Source organism: Pedobacter glucosidilyticus DSM 23534, assembly GCF_000425145.1.
Taxonomy (GTDB): Bacteria; Bacteroidota; Bacteroidia; order Sphingobacteriales; family Sphingobacteriaceae; genus Pseudopedobacter; species Pseudopedobacter glucosidilyticus.
The window spans coordinates 27,939-49,839 of sequence record NZ_AULF01000018.1 but is presented as its reverse complement, the minus strand read 5'-3'; the positions used below and the strand labels follow the sequence as shown (position 1 = coordinate 49,839).

At 34.5% G+C, this 21,901-nt stretch carries 16 protein-coding genes; all 16 read left to right on the top strand.

Features of this window, described 5'->3' with window-relative positions:
- Positions 1-45 precede the first annotated feature (45 nt).
- A complete protein-coding gene (gene murD, locus H510_RS0107770; protein ID WP_081659230.1) occupies positions 46-1,452 on the top strand; it encodes a UDP-N-acetylmuramoyl-L-alanine--D-glutamate ligase in 1,407 nt (468 codons plus the stop codon).
- Between the two features lie 11 nt (positions 1,453-1,463).
- Positions 1,464-2,645: an FtsW/RodA/SpoVE family cell cycle protein gene (locus H510_RS0107765; RefSeq protein WP_026903805.1), complete on the top strand. Its 1,182-nt coding sequence runs from the start codon at positions 1,464-1,466 to the stop codon at positions 2,643-2,645.
- Positions 2,646-2,825: 180 nt separating this feature from the next.
- Entirely contained in the window at positions 2,826-3,926 is a 1,101-nt protein-coding gene (murG, locus tag H510_RS0107760; protein WP_026903804.1) for an undecaprenyldiphospho-muramoylpentapeptide beta-N-acetylglucosaminyltransferase, read from the top strand.
- Between the two features lie 4 nt (positions 3,927-3,930).
- The gene (gene murC, locus H510_RS0107755; protein ID WP_026903803.1) at positions 3,931-5,286 is read left to right on the top strand and encodes a UDP-N-acetylmuramate--L-alanine ligase; all 1,356 of its coding nucleotides are present in this window, start codon (positions 3,931-3,933) and stop codon (positions 5,284-5,286) included.
- Positions 5,279-6,148 carry a cell division protein FtsQ/DivIB gene (locus H510_RS0107750; protein ID WP_026903802.1) on the top strand — a complete coding sequence of 290 codons (870 nt, stop codon included), beginning with the start codon at positions 5,279-5,281 and terminating at the stop codon, positions 6,146-6,148. The genes murC and H510_RS0107750 overlap by 8 nt, the downstream gene beginning before the upstream one ends.
- A gap of 2 nt (positions 6,149-6,150) precedes the next feature.
- Positions 6,151-7,506 (top strand): cell division protein FtsA, encoded by a 1,356-nt coding sequence (gene ftsA, locus H510_RS0107745; protein WP_026903801.1) that lies wholly within the window; start codon positions 6,151-6,153, stop codon positions 7,504-7,506.
- A gap of 126 nt (positions 7,507-7,632) precedes the next feature.
- Positions 7,633-9,279, top strand: coding sequence for a cell division protein FtsZ (ftsZ, locus tag H510_RS0107740; protein ID WP_026903800.1), 1,647 nt, complete (start codon positions 7,633-7,635; stop codon positions 9,277-9,279).
- Between the two features lie 159 nt (positions 9,280-9,438).
- On the top strand, positions 9,439-10,680 hold the full coding sequence (locus H510_RS0107735; RefSeq protein WP_026903799.1) for an aminotransferase class I/II-fold pyridoxal phosphate-dependent enzyme: 1,242 nt from the start codon (positions 9,439-9,441) through the stop codon (positions 10,678-10,680).
- 262 nt (positions 10,681-10,942) lie between these two features.
- A complete protein-coding gene (locus tag H510_RS0107730) occupies positions 10,943-11,128 on the top strand; it encodes a hypothetical protein (protein WP_026903798.1) in 186 nt (61 codons plus the stop codon).
- Between the two features lie 100 nt (positions 11,129-11,228).
- Positions 11,229-11,762, top strand: coding sequence for a dihydrofolate reductase family protein (locus tag H510_RS0107720; protein WP_245584805.1), 534 nt, complete (start codon positions 11,229-11,231; stop codon positions 11,760-11,762).
- Between the two features lie 139 nt (positions 11,763-11,901).
- Positions 11,902-12,507 carry an RNA polymerase sigma factor gene (locus H510_RS0107715; RefSeq protein ID WP_026903796.1) on the top strand — a complete coding sequence of 202 codons (606 nt, stop codon included), beginning with the start codon at positions 11,902-11,904 and terminating at the stop codon, positions 12,505-12,507.
- 196 nt (positions 12,508-12,703) lie between these two features.
- Positions 12,704-13,846: a FecR family protein gene (locus tag H510_RS18475; RefSeq protein ID WP_051291113.1), complete on the top strand. Its 1,143-nt coding sequence runs from the start codon at positions 12,704-12,706 to the stop codon at positions 13,844-13,846.
- A 29-nt stretch (positions 13,847-13,875) separates the two neighbouring features.
- Positions 13,876-17,466, top strand: coding sequence for a SusC/RagA family TonB-linked outer membrane protein (locus tag H510_RS0107705; RefSeq protein WP_051291112.1), 3,591 nt, complete (start codon positions 13,876-13,878; stop codon positions 17,464-17,466).
- 56 nt (positions 17,467-17,522) lie between these two features.
- Entirely contained in the window at positions 17,523-18,947 is a 1,425-nt protein-coding gene (locus H510_RS0107700; protein WP_026903794.1) for a RagB/SusD family nutrient uptake outer membrane protein, read from the top strand.
- A 14-nt stretch (positions 18,948-18,961) separates the two neighbouring features.
- Entirely contained in the window at positions 18,962-21,403 is a 2,442-nt protein-coding gene (locus H510_RS0107695) for a zinc-dependent metalloprotease (RefSeq protein ID WP_026903793.1), read from the top strand.
- Between the two features lie 8 nt (positions 21,404-21,411).
- Positions 21,412-21,888 (top strand): DUF3347 domain-containing protein, encoded by a 477-nt coding sequence (locus H510_RS0107690; protein WP_026903792.1) that lies wholly within the window; start codon positions 21,412-21,414, stop codon positions 21,886-21,888.
- Positions 21,889-21,901: the final 13 nt, after the last annotated feature.

Sequence of the window (21,901 nt, the reverse complement as noted above, 5' to 3'; positions counted from 1 at the left end):
GGGAACAAAGAATAAGGGTTAAAATTTTAGAGAGTTAGAAATTAAATGAAGAAGGAAAGCCATCATACGAATAAAGCAGAGCAACATAGTGCTTCCTCTCTGAAGGAGAGGGCTGGTGTGAGGCTCGTAGTTTTAGGTGCTGGAGAAAGTGGCGTTGGTGCTGCTATTCTAGCCCAGAAGCATGGTTTTGATGTTTTTGTATCTGATTTTGGTGCTATTGCAGATCATTATAAAGCAGAACTTACTGATTTTAATATCCCTTTTGAGGAAAATCAGCATACTGAAGATTTAATCTTAAATGCTACCGAGGTTGTTAAAAGTCCGGGTATCCCTGATAAGGCTCCAATCATTAAGAAATTAATAGGAAAGGATATTCCAATTTTATCAGAGATAGAGTTTGCAGGTAGATATACCCAGGCTAAAACTATTTGTATAACTGGTTCAAATGGTAAAACCACCACCACGCTTTTAACCTATCATATTTTAAAAAAAGCAGGTTTAAATGTTGGTTTAGCCGGTAATATTGGGAAAAGTTTTGCAAAGCAGGTTGCTCAAGAAAACTTTGATTATTACGTACTAGAGATTAGCAGTTTCATGCTAGATAATATGTATCAGTTTAAGGCTGATATTGCTATTCTATTAAACATCACACCAGACCATTTAGATAGATATAATTATGAGATGCGTAATTATGTGAATTCTAAATTCAGGATTATTCAAAATCAAACACAAGAAGATCATTTTATCTATTGTGCTGATGATCCAGAAACAGAAGCAGTGATTTCAGATTTTACTATTAAAGCTCAAACACATCCATTTTCTATCAAGAAAGAAGTTGCCAATGGCGCTTTTGCATCAGGGCAAACCATCACATTTAATCTAAACCATTCAGATAAATTAACTATGTCATTTTCAGATTTAGCACTACAAGGTAGTCACAATGTTTACAACTCTATGGCTTCTGGTATAGCGGCTAAGATATTAGATCTTAGAAACGCAACCATCAGAGAAAGCATGGGAGATTTTATAAATATTGAACACCGTTTGGAGCATGTTGCCAAAATTTCCGATATCACTTTCATTAATGATTCTAAAGCAACCAATGTAAATTCTACTTGGTACGCCTTAGAAAGTGTTAATACTGATGTTGTTTTAATTATGGGTGGTGTTGATAAAGGAAATGATTATAGCATGATTAAAGACTTGGTAAAGCAAAAAGTTAAGGCTATAGTTTGCTTAGGTAAAGATAATAAAGCTATACATGATGCTTTTGAAGATGATGTAGAAGTTATTGTGAATACATTTTCTGCAAGAGAAGCGGTAGAAGTATCTTATCACTTAGCTAAAAAAGGAAGCACTGTTTTATTGTCTCCTGCTTGTGCAAGTTTTGATTTATTTAAAAATTACGAAGACAGAGGTAATCAATTTAAAGCAGCTGTTAGAGAACTTTAATATCAACAAACATGATTAAAGATATTCTAAATCATACCCGTGGCGATAGATGGATTTGGTTAATTATCATCCTACTATCGTTACTTTCTGTGTTAGCAGTTTACAGCGCTACAGGTACCTTGGCATACAAGCGTGGTGTAGGTTCAGAGTCTTTAATGTTTAAGCATTTGTTATTTATCATCATAGGTTTTGTTTTGATATACTTTGCCCATTTACTTAATTACCGGTATTACGGTGGTATATCAAAAATTTTAATGATTATCACTATTCCACTATTACTTTATACGTTACTTTTTGGTAGCACCATGAACGATGCAAGTAGATGGATAGCAATACCAGGTACAGGTTTAACTTTTCAAACATCAGATTTGGCTAAGCTTGCTCTCATTACTTTCTTAGCCAGAACACTTACCAAAAAGCAGGAAAATATTAAGGATGTTAAGAAAGCTTTTATTCCGATTATGGGCTCGGTTTGTTTAGTGTTTATTTTAATTGGTTTAGCAAATTTATCAACAGCATTAATGCTGTTTGGGGTAAGTATATTGTTATTATTGATAGGGAGAATTAGTTTTAAGCAAATTGCTATTGTATGTGTTGGTGGTGCAGCTTTGTTGGCAGTATTGGTGTTTTATGGTCCAAGAAGAGAAACTTATAAATCAAGGATTCACGCTTATTTTAATCCAGAAATGCAACATGCTGATAAAACTTTCCAGCAAGACCAAGCAAAAATAGCAGTTGCTAGTGGAGGTATTTTAGGTAAAGGTCCGGGTAATAGTACGCAAAGAAATTTCTTACCACACCCTTATTCAGATTTTATTTTCGCCATAATTATAGAAGAGTATGGTATGGTTGGTGGTATTATTGTAGTAGCCCTTTACCTATTACTCATGTTTAGGATTATCAAGATCGTAACGCAAGCTCCTAAAGCTTTTGGTGCTTTATTAGCTGCAGGTTTAGGTTTTAGTTTAACCATACAAGCTTTAGCAAATATGGCTGTTGCAGTAAATTTATTCCCTGTTACTGGTGTGCCTTTGCCATTGGTAAGTATGGGAGGAACTTCCATTTTGTTTACAAGCGTAGCATTCGGTATTATTTTATCGGTTAGTAAAGATGTAGAAGAATATAAAGCAGATTTAAAAGCAACAAATAAAGAAGAAAAAGTAATTGTAGGAGAAATACCGGCGGTAGGATAAATATTTAGTGAATGATAGATGGATTGAATGAGAGATTGACATTAATTAAATCAATAAAGTAAAATTTAGCAGAGCGATACAGAATCAATCAATCAAAAATCAATCAATCAAAAATAAAAAGGAATGACCAGATAGCAGATGAGTCTCAATACTCAATACTATCTACTCAATACTAAAAATATGGCAAAAAGAATCATCATCAGTGGAGGCGGCACAGGAGGACATATCTTCCCTGCTATTGCTATAGCTAATGCTTTGAGGACTTTGCAGCCAGACACAGAAATACTTTTTGTAGGTGCAGCAGGTAGAATGGAGATGGAAAAAGTTCCGGCTGCTGGTTATCGCATTATTGGGTTAGATATTCAAGGTTTTCAAAGAAGTAATTTGGCTAAAAACCTATTATTGCCTTTTAAAATTATTGGAAGTGTTAGAAAGTCGCTACAAATTATTAAAGACTTTAAACCCCATGCTGTAGTTGGTGTTGGCGGTTATGCATCTGGGCCTTTATTGTATGCAGCTTCATTAAAGAAAATTCCTTACCTCATTCAAGAGCAAAACTCTTATGCAGGTATTACCAATAAATTATTAGGAAAAAAGGCGGAGAAGATATGTGTCGCTTTTGATGGGATGGATGCATTTTTTCCAGCGGAGCGTATTATTAAAACGGGAAATCCGGTAAGAAAAGAATCGGTTCAAATTGTAGACAAAAGAAAAGAGGCGGCAGCATTTTTTGAATTAGACGAAACCAAAAAAACAGTTTTAGTAGTAGGTGGAAGTTTAGGTGCTGGTACTTTAAACAAAAGTATGATGGCTGGTTTGGCTTTATTACAAAGCCAAGATATACAACTGATTTGGCAAACAGGTAAATATTATTATCGAGGCATTATAGATAGTTACGGCAACCAACCTAAAGACAATGGAATAAGAATTTTTGAATTTTTAAACCGTATGGATTTAGCTTTCGCAATGGCAGATGTGATTATCTCAAGAGCTGGAGCAGGAACCATTGCAGAGTTATGTTTGGTGCAAAAACCGGTGATTTTGGTGCCATCGCCAAACGTTGCAGAAGACCATCAAACTAAAAATGCTATGGCTTTAGTAAATAAAGATGCAGCCGTTTTAATTGATGATAAACATGCCGAATCTGATTTGATAGAGCAAACTTTAAAATTGTTAAAAGATGAAGCTAAGATGAAGAGCTTATCTTCAAATATTGCTGAATTGGCCTTGCCATCGGCAGATGAAACTATAGCAAAAGAAGTATTAAAAATTGCCTTATAGCATGATGAAATTGGAAGACATACAAAGGGTTTATCTTATCGGAATTGGCGGTATTGGCATGAGTGGACTTGCCCGTTATTTTCATAAAAGAGGTTGTGTAGTATATGGGTATGATAAAACTGCTACCCCGCTTACACAAAGCTTGGCAGATGAAGGTATCCCAGTACGTTATGAAGATTTGGAGGAAAATATTCCAATGAATTTTCATGAACCTTCTTCTTCCACTTTAATCATTTATACACCTGCTATTCCGCAGGATAGTGTGGTGTTAAACTTCTTCAAAAGAAAAGGCTTCACACTTTACAAACGTTCGCAGGTGTTAGGTATCCTGTCTGCTGGTATGTATACCATTGCGGTGGCAGGTACACATGGTAAAACAACAACCAGTACCTTAATCACGCATTTATTGTTAAATGGTGGGAATGACTGTTCAGCATTTTTAGGAGGCATTAGCTCTAATTACGATACCAATATCATCATTGGTAAAAATAATGTGATGGTGGTTGAAGCTGATGAGTATGATAGGTCTTTCTTAACCCTATATCCTGATGTTGCCGTAGTAACCTCAATGGATGCAGATCATTTAGATATTTATGGTGATGAAAGTCATCTGATAGAATCTTTCAAACTATTTGCTGGGCAGGTAAAAGATGATGGTAAATTATTTGTTTGTAACGGCTTGCCATTAGCGGGAACCTCAACTTACGGTTTAACCACCCAGGCTGATGCTTATGCGCAAAACATACGGGTAGAAGCTGGCGAATTTAAATTTGATTTTAAAAATCAAGAGCTAGAAATGCCAAATCTTGTTTTAGGTTTAGCTGGTCAGCACAATATAGAAAATGCAGTGGCAGCTATACAAGTTGCCCTTTTAATGGGAATATCCAAAGAGGATATAAAAGCAGGTTTAGCCAGTTTTAGAGGTGTAAAAAGACGTTTTGAGTATATCATCAAAGAACCAAAAAGAATTTATATAGATGATTATGCGCATCATCCAGAAGAGTTAAGAGCTTGTTTTAAAGCTGTAAGAACCTTATATCCAGATAAAAAGTTAACGGTTGTTTTTCAGCCACACTTGTTTACAAGAACCAGAGATTTTGCAGACGGTTTTGCAGAAGTTTTGGCTACTGCCGATGAATTACTGCTTTTAGATATTTATCCGGCAAGAGAATTGCCTATACCGGGTGTGGATAGTGATTTCTTAGCAAAAAAAATAAATTCTGATAAAGTTATCAGATGCTCTAAAGAGCAAGCTTTGCAATTGGTGAGGAGTTTAAACCCCGAATTGTTGGTTACCGTTGGAGCCGGGGATATAGATACATTGGTGAAACCTTTACATACTTTATTTACAAATGCTTAAAAAGATAAAATGGAAATTGGTAGGTGCTATATTCCTCTGGCTGTTAAGCCTGAGCGGTTTAGTGGTGCTGATGAGTTTTATCGAAACTAAAAAGGTAGAAACAGTTTGTAGAGAGGTAAAAGTAATCTTACCCGGAAATCAATATTTTATAGAGCGGGCCGAGGTTGATGAAATACTGGTTTCAAAAAATGGCTTATTAGTGGGCAGAAGATTAGGTAATATAGATTTGCAAAGTTTAGAGGATAGGTTGCAAGCCAATCCTTTTGTAGAATATGCAAATGTTTTTGCTGATATGAATGGGGTAATCCATGCAGATATCAGGCAGCGAGTGCCTATTCTAAGGATGTTAAACATCGCAGGGCAAGATTATTATATAGATCAAAACGGGTTGAAAATTCCATTATCAGAACATTTCACAGCCAGAGTATTGGCGGCTAATGGGATGATCTTAGAAGGCTTTAGTGGTAAAATAGATACCCTAAGAACGGCACTAGCTAAAGATCTTTTTAAAGTAGCAGTACATATTACCAAAGATTCTTTATGGAACGAGCAATTTGTACAGCTTTATGTGAACGAGAAAAAAGAAATAGAATTAGTACCTCGGGTAGGTAAGCAAAAAATCATTTTCGGAGATGGGAATGATATTGAAGATAAATTTAAAAGGTTATTGGTTTTTTATAAAAAGGCAATACCTTACGTAGGTTGGGATACTTATTCATCAGTAAGCTTGAAATTTAAAGGTCAGATTGTTTGCGAAAAAAGCGATTCTACCATTTTAAGAAAGCAGTTTGAGCAGCAGCAATTAAAAGATAGCTTACGCAAAGAGAAAATAGCAAAAGATTCAATACAAAATACATTATAGACATGGAAAAAGGCATTACTAAACAATCCAAAGTATCACCCATTGTAGTAGGTCTTGATATTGGTACCACTAAAATTTGTGTTATCGTGGGCAGAAGAAGCGAACACGGTAAAATAGAAGTTTTAGGCTTGGGTAAGGCAGAATCTGCCGGAGTTACCCGTGGCGTGGTTTCTAATATTGCAAAAACCGTTAAAGGTATCACCCAAGCAGTAGAAGAAGGGAGTTCACAATCTAACGTTGACATTAAAATTGTTAATGTAGGTATAGCTGGGCAACATATCAAAAGCTTGCAGCACCGTGGTATTTTAACTAGAAAAGACCTCAGTAATGAAATCTCTAAAAGGGATATCGATAGGTTAATAGACGATATGTTTAAACTAGCGATGAACCCAGGAGAGGAAATTATACATGTATTACCGCAAGAATTTACGGTAGATAATGAGCCGGGTATAAAAGACCCTGTTGGTATGGCAGGAGTGCGTTTAGAAGCAAATTTCCATATCATTACCGGACAGGTAACGGCCATTAAAAATATCATGAAATGCGTGGTGCAAGGTGGTTTAGAAACTCAGGATTTAATTTTAGAGCCTTTAGCTTCTGCAGAATCTGTATTGAGCGAAGAAGAAAAAGAAGCTGGTGTTGTTTTGGTTGATATTGGTGGTGGTACAACCGATGTGGCTATTTTTCATGAAGGCTTGATCAGACATACTGCGGTTATTCCTTTCGGAGGTAATAGCGTAACTGAAGATATCAGAGAGGGGTGCTCTGTCATGCGTAATCAGGCTGAATTGTTAAAAACCAGATTTGGTTCTGCATTAGCAGAAGAAAATAAAGAAAATGAGATTATTTGTGTTCCAGGATTGAGAGGAAGAGAGCCTAAAGAAATATCGGTTAAAAACTTAGCTTATGTGATACAGGCCAGGATGGAAGAAATCATAGACCATGTTTATTATGAGATTAAATCATCTGGTTACGAGAAAAAATTAATAGGTGGAATTGTTATTACTGGTGGTGGTGCGCAATTAAAGCATTTATCGCAACTGGTAGAATATGTAACCGGTTTAGATTGCAGAATTGGTTATCCTAATGAGCATTTGGCAAAAAATGAAGAATTACCTAAGAATATTTATGAGGATTTAAAAAGCCCAATGTATGCAACAGGTATCGGTTTATTGATAAAAGGTATTGAGAAAGTAGAAAGCGAATTGCAGAAAGATTATAAAGTTTCATCTTCTGCACCTGTTTCTTCTGTTGCAGAAAGCAGTTCTAAGAAAAACAGAGGCTTATTTGCTTCTTTGCTTGAAGGAACTAAGAAATTTATTAAGGATGATATTAGCGATCAGGATTTCCTTAAATAATTTTCAACAATAAGAAAGTTTTCCACACTATTAACATTTGTGGATAACTGTTGTGGAATATTTTTTAATATTACATGTAGGAATAATTCAATTTTACAAAACGCTTAAAAGCTGATAATAAAGGATATGCAGTTTGAAATGTTAAAAGAAAAATCATCAATAATCAAAGTTATTGGTGTTGGTGGTGGCGGTGGTAACGCTGTTAACCATATGTACAGGCAAGGAATTACAGGTGTAGACTTCATCATTTGTAATACTGATGCCCAGGCTTTAGAACTCAGTCCTATTCCTAACAAAGTACAACTGGGCGCAAGTTTAACAGAAGGAATGGGCGCAGGCTCTATTCCGGAAGTTGGGAAAAACTCGGCTATAGAAAATATAGACGATGTTAAAGAAATGCTTGGTGCCAATACCCGTATGCTTTTTATTACTGCCGGAATGGGCGGTGGTACAGGTACCGGAGCTAGTCCTATTATCGCCAAAGCAGCTAAAGAACTAGATATTTTAACCGTTGCTATTGTTACTACACCTTTCTCCTTTGAAGGTAAACGTAGAAGAATGCAAGCAGAAGAAGGACTAGAAGAATTAAAAAAATATGTTGATTCTTACTTGGTAATCTCTAATGATAGGTTACGTGAGATATTTGGTAACCTAACCTTAGGTTCGGCATTTGGCCAAGCTGATGATATTTTAACTACAGCAGCCAAAGGCATAGCAGAAATTATTACTGTACCGGGTTATATAAACGTCGACTTTAAAGATGTGCGTACTGTTATGAAAGAAAGCGGTGTGGCCATCATGGGAAGTTATGCAGCAGAAGGCGAGAACAGAGCTTTAAAAGCTGTTGAAGGTGCTTTATTATCTCCACTATTGAAAGATAACGAAATAGAAGGTGCAAGATATATCCTTTTAAATATCAGTTCAGGAGATAAGGAAGTAACCATGGATGAAGTAAGTATTATTACAGACTTTATTCAGGACCAAGCTGGTTTATCTGCAGATTTAATTTGGGGTAATTGTAATGATGCTTCTTTGGGAGATAAAATATCTGTAACTATTATTGCAACAGGTTTCCAAACCAGGGAGGAAAGAGTACAAACACAGCAAAGCGCACCTAAGAAGCAATTCTTAACTTCTGATACTCCTTTAATTAGACCGGTAAATGAATTTGTACAAGCTAAACCTCAAGCAGAAATACATCAGGTAGCACCAGAAGTGCCTAAGCCAAAAGAAAGTATTTTGCCTCAGGCAGATTTATTTGGCGGAATTTTTACTCAGCAAGATCAAATACCTGTAAGCAAGGAAGTAGAAACTATCAGACATCAATTGATAGAAGATGAACCTGAACAGGTAGAAGCTAAAGAGGAGGAAAATGCTTTTGAGTTTAACCTAAAAATAGAAGAACCAACGTATAATTTTTCTGTTCCACAAACCAATAAAGTACAAGATACTTTCAAGGAGGAAGAGCCTAAACAAGTGATACCAGAGCCTGTGCAGCAGGTAGATGATTATAAAACAGATGACTCTATTGAAGAGCAATTGAGGAAATCTAAAGAGCGTATCTTAAGATTAAAAGATTTAAGTATGAAACTAAGATCAACTAGTGGATTACAAGAATTAGAGAATGAGCCAGCTTATAAAAGAAAGCAAATGCAGTTGAAAGATGTGCCACATTCTTCAGAATCTCAAGTATCAAGATTTACTTTAAGTAATGAAGATGGTCAAACAGAAATAAGACCAAATAATTCATTCCTTCATGATAATGTAGATTAACCTTTGCATTAACCAATTTAAAGCCATTCTGTTAAAGGAATGGCTTTTTAATTTTAATGCCATATTTTATTCATTGTGCCAATAGGTTTTGTTTATCAATGAATTAAAGTAAATTTGCAGCAAATTAATATTTTAATAACATACAAAAAATACATCACATTGGATATTTTTGATAAGATAGCTAAGAATATGGGGCCACTTGGTCAACACCAAAAATGGTCTCATGGTTACTTTTCTTTTCCAAAATTGGAGGGAGAGATTGCACCTCACATGAAATTTAGAGGCAAGGAGCATTTAGTTTGGAGCTTAAACAATTATTTAGGTTTAGCTAACCATCCTGAAGTAAGAGAAGCTGATGCAAAAGCTGCTGCTGATTACGGTATGGCCTATCCTATGGGCGCCAGAATGATGTCTGGTAACTCTAATAACCACGAGGAATTAGAAAAACAGTTGGCAGAGTTTACAGGTTTTCAAGATGCGTTCTTGCTAAACTACGGCTATCAGGGTATGGTATCTATTATTGACACCCTTGTTGATAGAAATGATGTTATTGTTTATGATGCAGAATCTCATGCCTGTATCATAGATGGTGTACGTTTGCACATGGGTAAGCGCTTTGTATATCAACATAATGATATGGATAGCCTACGCAAGCAATTAGAAAGAGCTACAAAACTTACTGAGCAATCTGGAGGTGGTATTCTGGTTATTACAGAGGGTGTATTTGGGATGTCTGGTGCACAAGGTAAAATAAGTGAAGTAGTAGCTCTTAAATCAGAATTTAATTTCCGTTTGTTAATTGATGATGCCCATGGTTTTGGTACAATGGGTAAAACGGGTGCTGGTACTCATGAACATCAAAATTCTATAGCAGGTGTAGATGTTTATTTTGGAACATTTGCAAAATCTATGGCAGGTATTGGTGCCTTTGTAGCTTCTACAGAAGAAATTACCAATTATCTACGTTATAACATGCGCTCTCAAACCTTTGCCAAATCTTTACCAATGCCAATGGTAATGGGTTTATTAAAACGTTTAGAGCTGTTAAAAAGCAAGCCAGAGTTAAAGGATAAACTTTGGACAATTGCAACTGCCTTACAAAAAGGCTTAAGAGAGAGAGGTTTTGATATAGGTAATACAAACTCGGTAGTAACACCTGTATTTTTAAAAGGCGAACTTTCAGACGCTACAGCTATCACCATGGATTTAAGAGAAAACTATGGCATCTTCTGCTCTATTGTAGTTTATCCTGTTATTCCTAAAGGACTCATTATGTTGCGTTTAATTCCAACAGCTATGCATACTTTAGAAGATGTAGAGCGTACATTAAATGCTTTTAGCGAGGTTGGAGATAAGCTTAATAAAGGTTTATATAAAGAAAAAAAGGCTGTTGAAGCTTAAAAATGTTTAAAATATATAAATGCCTCTACATAAACGTAGAGGCGTTTTTTTTAAATTTTTTTCTGTATCATATTGATTATGAGGTTTTTAATTTGTTTTTGCTAAGAGTAAATTGTTAAAACCTTGCTGTTTGTGGAAAAAAAAGCATTTTTAGGGAAATAATTAGCTGGTATAATATTTTTTTTTACAAAAAAACATTATACATTAGCTATAAGTAAACAATATTACTAACCATCATAAATAAAAAAAGGAGTATTTTAAAATGAAACAATTTGAAGAAGTAAAAAGATTAGTAGCAGAACTAGAAGGTGATGCAGACAAATTTTACAACAAAGGTAACAGCGCTGCTGGTACAAGAGTAAGAAAAGGAATGCAAGACTTAAAAAACTTAGCTCAAGCTATTCGTTTAGAAGTTCAAGAAACTAAAAATAAAGCTGCTGGTAAATAATTAACCAATTACTTTATTTATAAAACCCAAAGGCGTATGTTTTTGGGTTTTTTTATTTGAAATATCTTTATTTGGATGCATAATTAATCTTTTATTTGTAATGATGAGAAAAGTTAACCTTTATATAGCTATGAGTTTAGATGGGTACATAGCTACAGCAGACGATAATATTGATTTTCTAACTATGGTAGAGTCTGCCGGAGAAGATTATGGACATAAAGCTTTTATGGATACTGTAGATACGGTAATATGGGGAAGAAAAACATATGATAAGGTTTTAACTTTAGGTGATAACCTCTTGTATCCAGATAAAAAAATATATGTGATGTCTAGACAGCGAAAAGGCGATAAACAAAATATTAGGTACCGAGATGATGTTGTGTCTTTAATACATGAATTAAAGCAGCAAGAAGGGAAAGATATTTACTGTGATGGAGGAGCAGAGATTGTAGATGAATTATTGAAATACCAATTGATTGATAGAATTATTGTTTCTATCATACCGCATTTATTAGGAAGTGGAAAAAGCCTGTTTAAAAATGGTAGATTAGAACAGAGGCTAAAATTTAAAAAAAGCGAAACCTACCCAACAGGTTTAGTACAACTTTGGTATGATGTAAAACAAGCATCATAATTTACATCCTTCTTCTTTACAATTTTAAATTATCATTAAATTTAGATTCTTTATTTAAAGCGTTGAGGATTTATAAGTTAAGATCGCCTTTATTCTGTTATTTATTCCTTAATTAGCGAGAATATTTCGATTGATGAATATGTCTCATATTATTAAAGCTTCTGGAGATGATGAGCGTGAGCTGGTTAAAGACTTGGTTAACGGAGACCAAGATGCTTTTAATCAGCTTTATCAGAAGTATAGTGGTCTTATTTATCAAAAGATTTTTTTAATGACTAAGTATGAGCATATTGCTGATGAATTGCTTCAGGATATATTTCTTAAAGTTTGGTCAAACAGGGTGAGCATAAACCCAGATAAATCTTTTAAAGCCTGGTTATATACCATAGCCCAAAATGTGGTGTATGATTATTATCGTAAACTTGCGCATGATAAGAAAATGCAGGATTACTTTATAGAAAGCTTTACTAATCTTTATTCAGAAACCGAAGATTATTTGCTTAATAAAGAGCGTAGTGCCATTTTAAATGCTGCTTTAGAAACACTTAGCCCTAAAAGAAGAGAAATTTTTAGGCTCTGCAAATTTGAAGATAAAAGTTATAAAGAAGTGGCAGATTTATTGCAAATAAGCCCATCTACAGTAAGTAACCAGCTAGTAGCAGCAACAAAGAGCATTAAAGAGTATGTTTTTTTACATGCTCAAGAGTTTTTGATGATTTGCATTAGTTTATGTCTGAAAAAATAATTTAATAGCCATTTTATTAAGCAAGAAATAAATTTTTAGGCTATTATATGTGTCTTTCTTAGTTTTTTAAGCTGATTTTGTCTTTTAAAAAGCTGCGTCTTCTCTCAAACCAATACTTTTTTTAAAAAAAATATGCAATAGCAATAGTGTATTTTTTCTTTTCGAGCGTATTTAGTTTATATCATGTTAAGATAGTATGAAATTTAAAGCACTTTACCGTAAATTCTTATATAACACCATCACCAAGCTTGAGCTTGAAAAATTGATGCAACACTTTAAAAATGAAAGTGAAGCATCTCTTAAACATGAGATTAACGAGGTTTTTCAGTCAAATCAAAATCAAGCTAAGCCTATAAATGAACAGCATTTGGAGCGCTTACGTTTGCAAATCATCCATAAAATAGAAAAAGAGCAAGCTATTGTTGTAGAAAGTAAGCGTTTTATTATTCCAGCATATATCAAAGTTGCTGCGGTTTTAGTTTTGGTAGGCTTAGCCGCTTATTTGTTTTATCCTAAAACTCAAAACATAAATCCTATTGAGCCTGGGAAAAATGTAGCCTTATTAGAAATTAGTGGTAAAAAAATTCCTCTGGATGATAAGCGTGAAAGTGAAGTGTACAAGCAAGCTGGTATTTCTATCATCCATCATAAAAATGGCTCTATCACTTATCATATTAATGAAGGCGCAGACAGTACAGAGATTGTTGCTTTACAAACCATTAAAACCCCAAGAGGTGGCCAATATAAAGTTACGCTAAGCGATGGAACAAAGGTGATGTTAAACTCAGCATCCAGATTATATTTTCCGGCAGGTTTTAGAGGCAATACCAGAAGTATAAAATTAGATGGAGAAGCTTATTTTGAGGTGGCACATCAACCTAAAAGACCTTTTATAGTAGATATTAATGGTATGCAGGTAAAAGTTTTGGGTACCAAGTTTAATGTGAGTAATTATCCGGAAGATAAAGGAATAAAAACTACGCTACTCGAGGGGAGCGTTGCTATAGATTATCCGGGTAACCATAAAACCAATCTTTTAAAACCCAATCAGCAAGCTTTATTTAATAAGGGTGGTTTAACTATCTCTGATGTGAATACAGAAGAATCTGCCGCCTGGACAAATAATTTATTCTTGTTTAACAATGTTCCGTTTGATGTAGTGATGCAAAAACTTGCCAGATGGTATAACATAGAAGTAGACTATGAGAGTTTACCACAAAGAAATCTATACGTGAAAATTAATAGAAATGTAGAAATGCAGAAAGTTTTAGAAATGATATCACTCACTACCGATGTGAAATTCAAGTTTGAAGGGAGGAAACTTAGCATAGCACAATGAAGAATTAAAATTTAACCAAAACGTATGATATGAAACAAACCCACAAAACCTATTCACTTACCACTAAACTATATTTGCAGTTCTTACTAGTTCCGCTATTCTTAGTTTTAGTAACGTTAAAATCAAACGCTCAAACTTATAGCTTTGATTTTAAAAATACTCCTTTTAAAACGGTTATAGCCGAAATCACATCAAAAACAAATTATCAGTTTGTTTTTGATGCAAGCTATTTGCAACAAGCCAAACCAGTGACTATAACAGTGAACAGTGCTAGTATAAATCAAATATTAGATGCTGTTTTTCAGAACCAGACTTTTAGTTACACACTATCAGAAAATACTATTGTAATGGTGCCCAAAAAAGCATCAACTAAAGAAAATTTTATTGCTAAAGGATTGGTGATAGATGAAAATAAGCAACCTATATCGGGTGTAGTAGTTAAAAATAAGAGCATCAATAATTTTGTTCTTACCGATGCTAATGGGAATTTTTCTATTAATCTTTCAGAAAATCCATCTGTTTTGGTATTTAGCTATTTAGGATACGCTACGGAAGAGCGTTCGGTAGCAAAAAATCCGGCTTATGTTTCTTTACAAATGCAGGTTAATGCAGAAGAATTAAGTGCTGTTGTAGTAAATGGTTATCAAACCATCAGCAGAGAGCGCTCTACAGCGGCAGCTACTATTTTAACCGAGAAAAAGTTAAATGAAAACATCAACGTAGATTTACTAAGTGCTATAGAGGGTAGGGTAGCAGGTTTAGTTTATAATAAAAACCCAAATGGGTTAGGTGCCGACCAACCAGAAATAAGAGGTAGAGGTACTTACTCTGTCCAGTCTGGTGATTTTGCCCCATTAATAGTGGTTGATGGTTTACCTACAGAGCTAACGCTAGACCAAATTAACCCTTATGATGTAGAATCTGTAACGGTACTAAAAGATGGTGCAGCAGCCTCTATTTATGGTGCTCGTTCTGCTAATGGGGTTATCGTGGTAACTACTAAAAAAGCACAAGGGGCTACAAAAATTTCTGTTAATTCAGATTTCTTTATCAACACGAAACCAGATTTAGATTTGCTTGGTTTAGCGTCTACAGCTCAAATGATAGATTATGAAACACGTCTTTACAACCAAGAAAGATCTAGGTTTGCAACTACAGAAGCTATGTTTCAATCTTATGGTACGGTAGCTAATGGAAGTATCAAATATTACTCTCCTTTATATCAATTATATAGAGATAGAGATGCTGGTTTATTTAGTCAGGCTGCGGTAGATCAAACCTTAAGCAACTGGGCTAAAAATGACTATATGCAAGAATATAGAGATCAAGTTTGGCAAAACGAGTTTAGACAGCGTTATAACGTTTCTTTAAGTACCGGAAATGCCAAGAGCAACACTTTTGTGTCTTTAAATTACGATAAAGGAAAAGAACGTGTTATAGGTAATAACAACGAGAACTATAATCTATATTTTAAAAACAGTTTTAAACCTAAAAAGTGGTTAGATATTACGGTTGGTTTAAATGGTCAATATCAATTGGCTGATGATACTGATGGTTCTTACAGTAATATATTTCTTCAGAACCGTTATGAACGAATCATTGGCGAGAATGGTAATAGAGAGCAGGTAGACTATGTTAATTTTGCTGATAACTTTGCTGGTGCTGGTCAAATAAACGGAGCAGTAGCAAGAATTTTAAATGCAAACCCTGCTTTTAAATCTACCCGTTTTAATGTTTTAGATGCTTTAGATGAAGGTGTTACCCATAGTAAAAGGATTGGGTTAAGAGCTTTTACCAATTTGCAATTTAATATCACTAAAGCCATCAGTTATAGCACTCAATTTCAGTACGAGCTGAATGAGACAAGAAGAGAAACTTATTTAGACGTTAACTCTTACAAAGTACGTAGTGCTGCAAATGCTTTAACTAATTTTGCTAATAATACTTATACCTATGGCTTACCTGTTGGCGGAAGGTTTGAGCAGTTTAATCGAGCATCTAATGCTTATACTTTTAGAAATCAATTAAATTTAGATAAGAGTTTTGATGAAGGTACCCACGCAATTTATGCTATTGCAGGGTTTGAGATGAGACAAACTTTCACGCCAAGATCTGTTCAGGATATTCGTTATGGTTATGATCCAGTAACCTTGACTTCCACCATCATCAATGAAAATGAATTAAGTATAACAGGTTTACCAAGTTATATTTACGGAGGCAGGAAAACTTTAAGTGTTGTACCAAGAACTCAAGAAGAATCAAAAAATAGATACGTTTCTTTCTATACCAATGCAGGTTATACTTTTAAAAACAAGTATAACCTAACAGGTAGTTTCCGTATAGACCAAACCAACCTTTTTGGTGTAGAGTTTAATGATAGAAGCAGACCTTTATGGTCGGTTGGGTTAGGCTGGAATGCCAGCAATGAAGAATTCCTAAGTAATATCAGTTGGTTAGAAATGCTTAAAGTTAGAGGAAGTTATGGTATAAACGGTAGAATAGATAGAAATACCAGTAAATATGCAACTTTTAGGTTGAGAAATGATCAATTATTCCCATCGTTGCAATACCTGGACTTACTTAGCGTGGCAAACCCTATGTTAAGATGGGAAAAAACGGCTACAACAAATCTTGGAGTTGATTTTGCCTTATTTAAAAATCGTTTGTTTGGAACTATAGATTTATACAACAGATATAGCTCTGATTTAATTGTAAGTACAGAATTGGACCCAACTATTGGTGCAATTGGCAATCAAATAACTTTAAACAATGGAGCTTTAAGAAATAAAGGTATAGAGATTACTTTAGGTGCCGAATGGTTGCGTACTAAAGATTGGAAATTAAGTTCTACTTTGGTTTATGCTTATAATAAAAACATTATAGAGGATGTAAATAAAGCCATATCTACTCCGTTTTCTTATATCCAATCTCCAACTTCTAATTTCTTCGAGAATGATGCTTTTAGTAGTCTTTACGGTTTCCGTTATGGTGGTATTGTTAATGGTTACCCTTATGTTTTAGATGAAAATGGTAATCCTAGTATACAATTTGATGCAAACGGACAACCTATAGCGGGTACCATCAAATCAATAAATGATAACAAAGCATTGGTGAATTTAGGGACATTAATCCCTAAGTTTAATGGTTCTTTCTCTCAAAGAGTTGCTTATAAGCAATTTGAGTTAGGGATGTTATTTATATACTCAGGAGGTAATAAATTACGTAAAAACCCAGTTCCAGATAATATCAATAGTATTAGAGCTGCTAACATAGCCGTGAGTGATGGTACTACGCCAAGATTACCGGCAGATTATCCTATTACTACTCACATATTTAGTAACATGAATACCATTAATTCTCAGTTTAGAGCTGCTGATATAAATGTTTTCTCGGCCGATTATATCAAATTAAGAAATATTTCATTGGCTTATAGCTTACCAAAAGCAGTGGTTACAAAAGTAGGCTTAGCATCAGCTCGTTTAACCGGACAGGTTAATAATTTATGGTTCGCTAGTGCTGCTGGTGATGATATAGACCCAGAAACTTATTCGTTAAACTCTGGTAACTATAGCGTTCCGCTTCCAAAATCATTTTTAATAGGTGTAAACGTAACTTTCTAATCATAAATCAATTTTATAATTGCTTTAACATCATTAGAAAATAAAAAATAAAATAAATGAAAAATAAAATATTAGCGTTTGCATTGGTTGTAATAGCTTTACTTCCATCATGCGAAAAATATACAGATATTACCCCAACAGGTGCGGTTATCTTAAATTCAACTGAAGATTATTACAGATTGGTATCTTTTCCTAATAGAGCTTATTTTAATGCTAATTTCCAGTATTTGGTAGACGACCAATGGATGAAAGAAGCTGATGTAATAGGAATTAATAAAAATATTAATATCATCAATTTTACTTTTGATGAGCAAGCAGACAGGGTATCTTTGCTTACAGCTTCAACATTTTATGATAGAGCATATTTTTATATTAACCGATGGAATACCATTATTTCTGGTATTGTTTTTACAACTGGTGAACAACGTATCAAAGATTTAGCTAAAGCCGAGGCTAAAATTTTAAGAGCCTTTGACCACTTTTTATTGGTTAATGTTTATGCCAAAGCTTATGATCCTACAACAGCTGCTACAGATGGTGGTATATGTATTATGGATAAATACGATTTAGAAGCAAAACCTAAAAAATCTACTGTAGAAGAAGTTTATCAATTTATTCAAAAAGATATTGATGAAGCTTTACCTTTATTAGAAGAAAATCCGGTTGATCCTTATCATCCTAATATTGCTTTTGGATATGCGTTAAAAGCTAAAGTACATTTGTTTAAAAGAGAAATTACACTAGCTAAAGAAGCTGCATTAAAATCTTTAAGTTATAGAGATGAGATTTTTGATTTGGTAGATTATGCTCAAAAGGGAGGTCCTAGTGCTATTGCTATTGTGCCACCTAATAACCCTGAGATTTTAAGCTATATGTATATGACTGGTAATACAGAAATGAATTTTGCATATACCAATAGCATAAGCCCCGAATTAAGAAATTTATTTGGAAACAATGATGCTAGGTTTAATTTATTCTTTGTTAATAACAGTTCAGGCCTTGCTGATGTATTAGCAGGGTCAGCATATTACAATATAAGAGCTAATAGGTTTTTCTACGGTACAGTGGGTTTAAAAACAACCGAAGTACATTTGATGTTGGCAGAATGTTATGCTCGTGAAAATAACTTTACTGATGCTGTTGCTATCCTTAATAAATTAAGAGCAAAAAGAATTCTGACTGGAACCGTAAATTTAGATGTTCCAACAACCAGAAAAGCAACTATGGAATTAATCGTAAACGAAAGACGTAAAGAACTACTTTTTGGTTTTAATCGTTTCTTTGATTTAAAGCGTTTAAACAATGAGCCAGAGTATGCTAAAACTTTAACAAGAACGTATCCGGTTATCAGAACAGATGTGCCTAAACAAACTTATACTTTAGCACCAAATTCAAGGTTATATATCATTCCGTTCCCATTAAATGCGATGAAACTTAATCCTAATTTGAGGCTTAATACAGACGAAAAATTACCCTTTTAACCTATAATTATTATATGAGATTCATCATCAGTATCGTTTTCTTTTCTTTTTTAACCCAAATTGGTTTTGCACAAAGTGCAGAGACAAAAAGCGATAGTACAAAAACAAGTACCAGCACCAAAGGAAAAAAGAAATACGAAGACATTATTCCAGACAAAGCTATTACAACAGAAGGATTATTTACAGTTAAAAACTTTGACGGTAAGTACTTCTTCGAGATACCAGATAGTTTGTTTAACAGACTTATCTTAACCATTACCAGGTTAACCGCTACCCCACAGGGTTTTGGTTTATTTGGCGGAGAGAAAGTAAACGAGCAAACTATTTATTTTGAAAAAGCTCCAGATAACAGGATTTTTATCAGATCAGAAGTTTATAAGCAAGAAAGTAAAGACTCCACACAAGCTATTTACAGAGCCGTTTCTGCATCAAGGTTAAATCCTATTGTAGCTGCTTTTGAAATCAAAACTGTGAATCCTAAAAATAACAGACATGTTATAGAGGTGACAGATTTTTTCAAAAAAGATAATCCTGTTGTTTCGCTTGCTGCAAGTATCAAAACAGATAAAAAGCTATCTGCTTTAGCTGATGATAGATCTTTCATCAATAGTATTCATGCTTATCCTATTAATCTGGAAGTAAGAACAACCAAAACTTATAATGCAAGTTCATCACCTGTAGGGGCTGGTGCTTTAACCGGTAATATCACCTTAGAGCTTAATACTTCTATGGTATTGCTGCCTAAAGTACCTATGATGAAGCGTTTTTTTGATGAACGTGTAGGCTATTTTGCTAACAAAATACTCACTTTTAATGATGATGACCAAGGCAGCAAAAGTGCCGAGTTTATACAACGTTATAGGTTAGAGCCTCGTGAGCAAGACATACAAAAGTATTTGAGAGGCGAATTGGTTGAACCTAAAAATCCTATTGTATTTTATATAGACCCAGCAACTCCTAAGAAATGGAGACCTTATTTAATGGCTGGTGTTGAGGATTGGCAAGAAGCTTTTGAAGCTGCCGGCTTTAAGAAAGCTATCATTGCTAAAGAATGGCCAGAAAACGACCCTACCATGAGTTTAGAAGATGCTCGTTTTTCTGTCATCAGGTATTATGCTTCTGAGACTCCAAATGCTTATGGGCCTCGCATCAGCGACCCTAGAAGTGGAGAAATTATTGAAAGTCATGTTGGTTGGTTTCATAACGTAATGAGCCTTTTACATGATTGGTATATGATACAGGCTGGTCCGCTAGACCCCAGAGCCAGAAGAATGGTTTTTGATGATAAATTAATGGGCGAGCTGATACGTTTTGTGTCATCCCACGAAATTGGTCATACCATAGGTTTAAGGCATAATATGGGTGCTAGCAGCCAAACTCCAGTAGAGTTATTGAGAGATAAAAAATGGGTAGAAGCTAATGGGCATACCAATTCTATTATGGATTATGCTCGTTTCAATTACGTAGCACAGCCAGAAGACCAAATAGGGCCTAAAGGTATTTTTCCAAGAATAGGTGCTTATGATAAATGGGCTATAGAATGGGGTTACCGTATGTTTTATAAGCCTTTAGAAGAGGAAACTAAAATTTTGAACAAGCTTACCATCGATAGGTTAAAGAAGAATCCGAAATTATGGTTTGGCGGTGAAGGTAAAGATGCCGACCCACGTTCGCAACGTGAAGATTTGGGAGATAATGCTATAAAAGCAAGTAATTACGGCATTCAAAATTTGAAAAGAGTAGTTGAAAACTTACCACAGTGGACTTATGAAGATGGTAATTTATATACCAACTTAGAACGTATGCATAAGCAGGCGGTTACTCAATATTCTAGATACCTGTATCATGTGATGAAGAATTTTGGTAATTACTACATCAATTTAAAAACTTACGAGCAAGAGGGACCGGTTTATACGCCTATCCCTAAAAGTATGTTAAAAGAGGGGCTAACTTATTTAGATAAGCAATTATTTAACTCTCCTTTATGGTTGTTTCCAGAAACTATAAGCTCAAAAATAGAAGCCGATCCATTAAAAAGAATACCAGAAATACAAGGACAAATCATCAATATGCTTTTAAGCGGAGGTATGATTATTAACATCAGTAAGCCAACAGCTCCAGAGGCTAAATATCCGGCAGATGAATATTTGAATGATTTAATTCCTATCATTTGGAAAAAGGAAACTGTTGCTGAAGCTGCTATGTATAGAAGGGCTTTCCAGAGATTATATATAGACAGGCTAAGAGTTTTGCTAAACCCAGAGGTAAAAGATATGAAGGAGTCTGGTTTTGTTTTTAAAAGTGATGTACCGCTTTATGCAAGAGAACATGCTTTGAAGCTAAAAGCACAAATTCAAACTTTAAACGCCAGTACAACTGTTAAGCTTGATAATCTGCACTATCAGGCTTGTTTAAAAGAAATAGATAAAATTTTAAATCCTAAAGAAGATAAATAAGTATTGATATGAAAAAAATCTTGTTCGTAGCTTTTTTGTTTGCTACACAATTGGTAATAGCCCAAGATAAAAGTGTGAAATCTAGGGCTATAAATGCTTATTTACAATTAAAAGATCAGTTGGTAGTTTCAGACTCCTTAGCCGCCAAATTATCAAGTGCGCAATTGAGTAAATTGCTTAAAGAAATGCCTTTTAAAGCTAATCATCCTGATACTTTAGCTAAATTAAACTCGGCGAAAGCTAAAATAGTTAAGTATGCTGCTGCGCTATCAAAAACAGGAAATATTAATCTGCAAAGACAGTATTTTGAAGGTATTTCGGCAGAAATTTGGCCATTGGTAAATAAAACTAAGGGGTCTACTCTTTATTTACAGAGATGTCCTATGACAGGTGTTAAATGGTTAAGCCTATCAAAAGAAATCAAAAACCCATATTACCCTAAAAATATGTTAGGCTGTGGGACAGTTATTGCTACCTCAAATTGAAATGATAAAATAT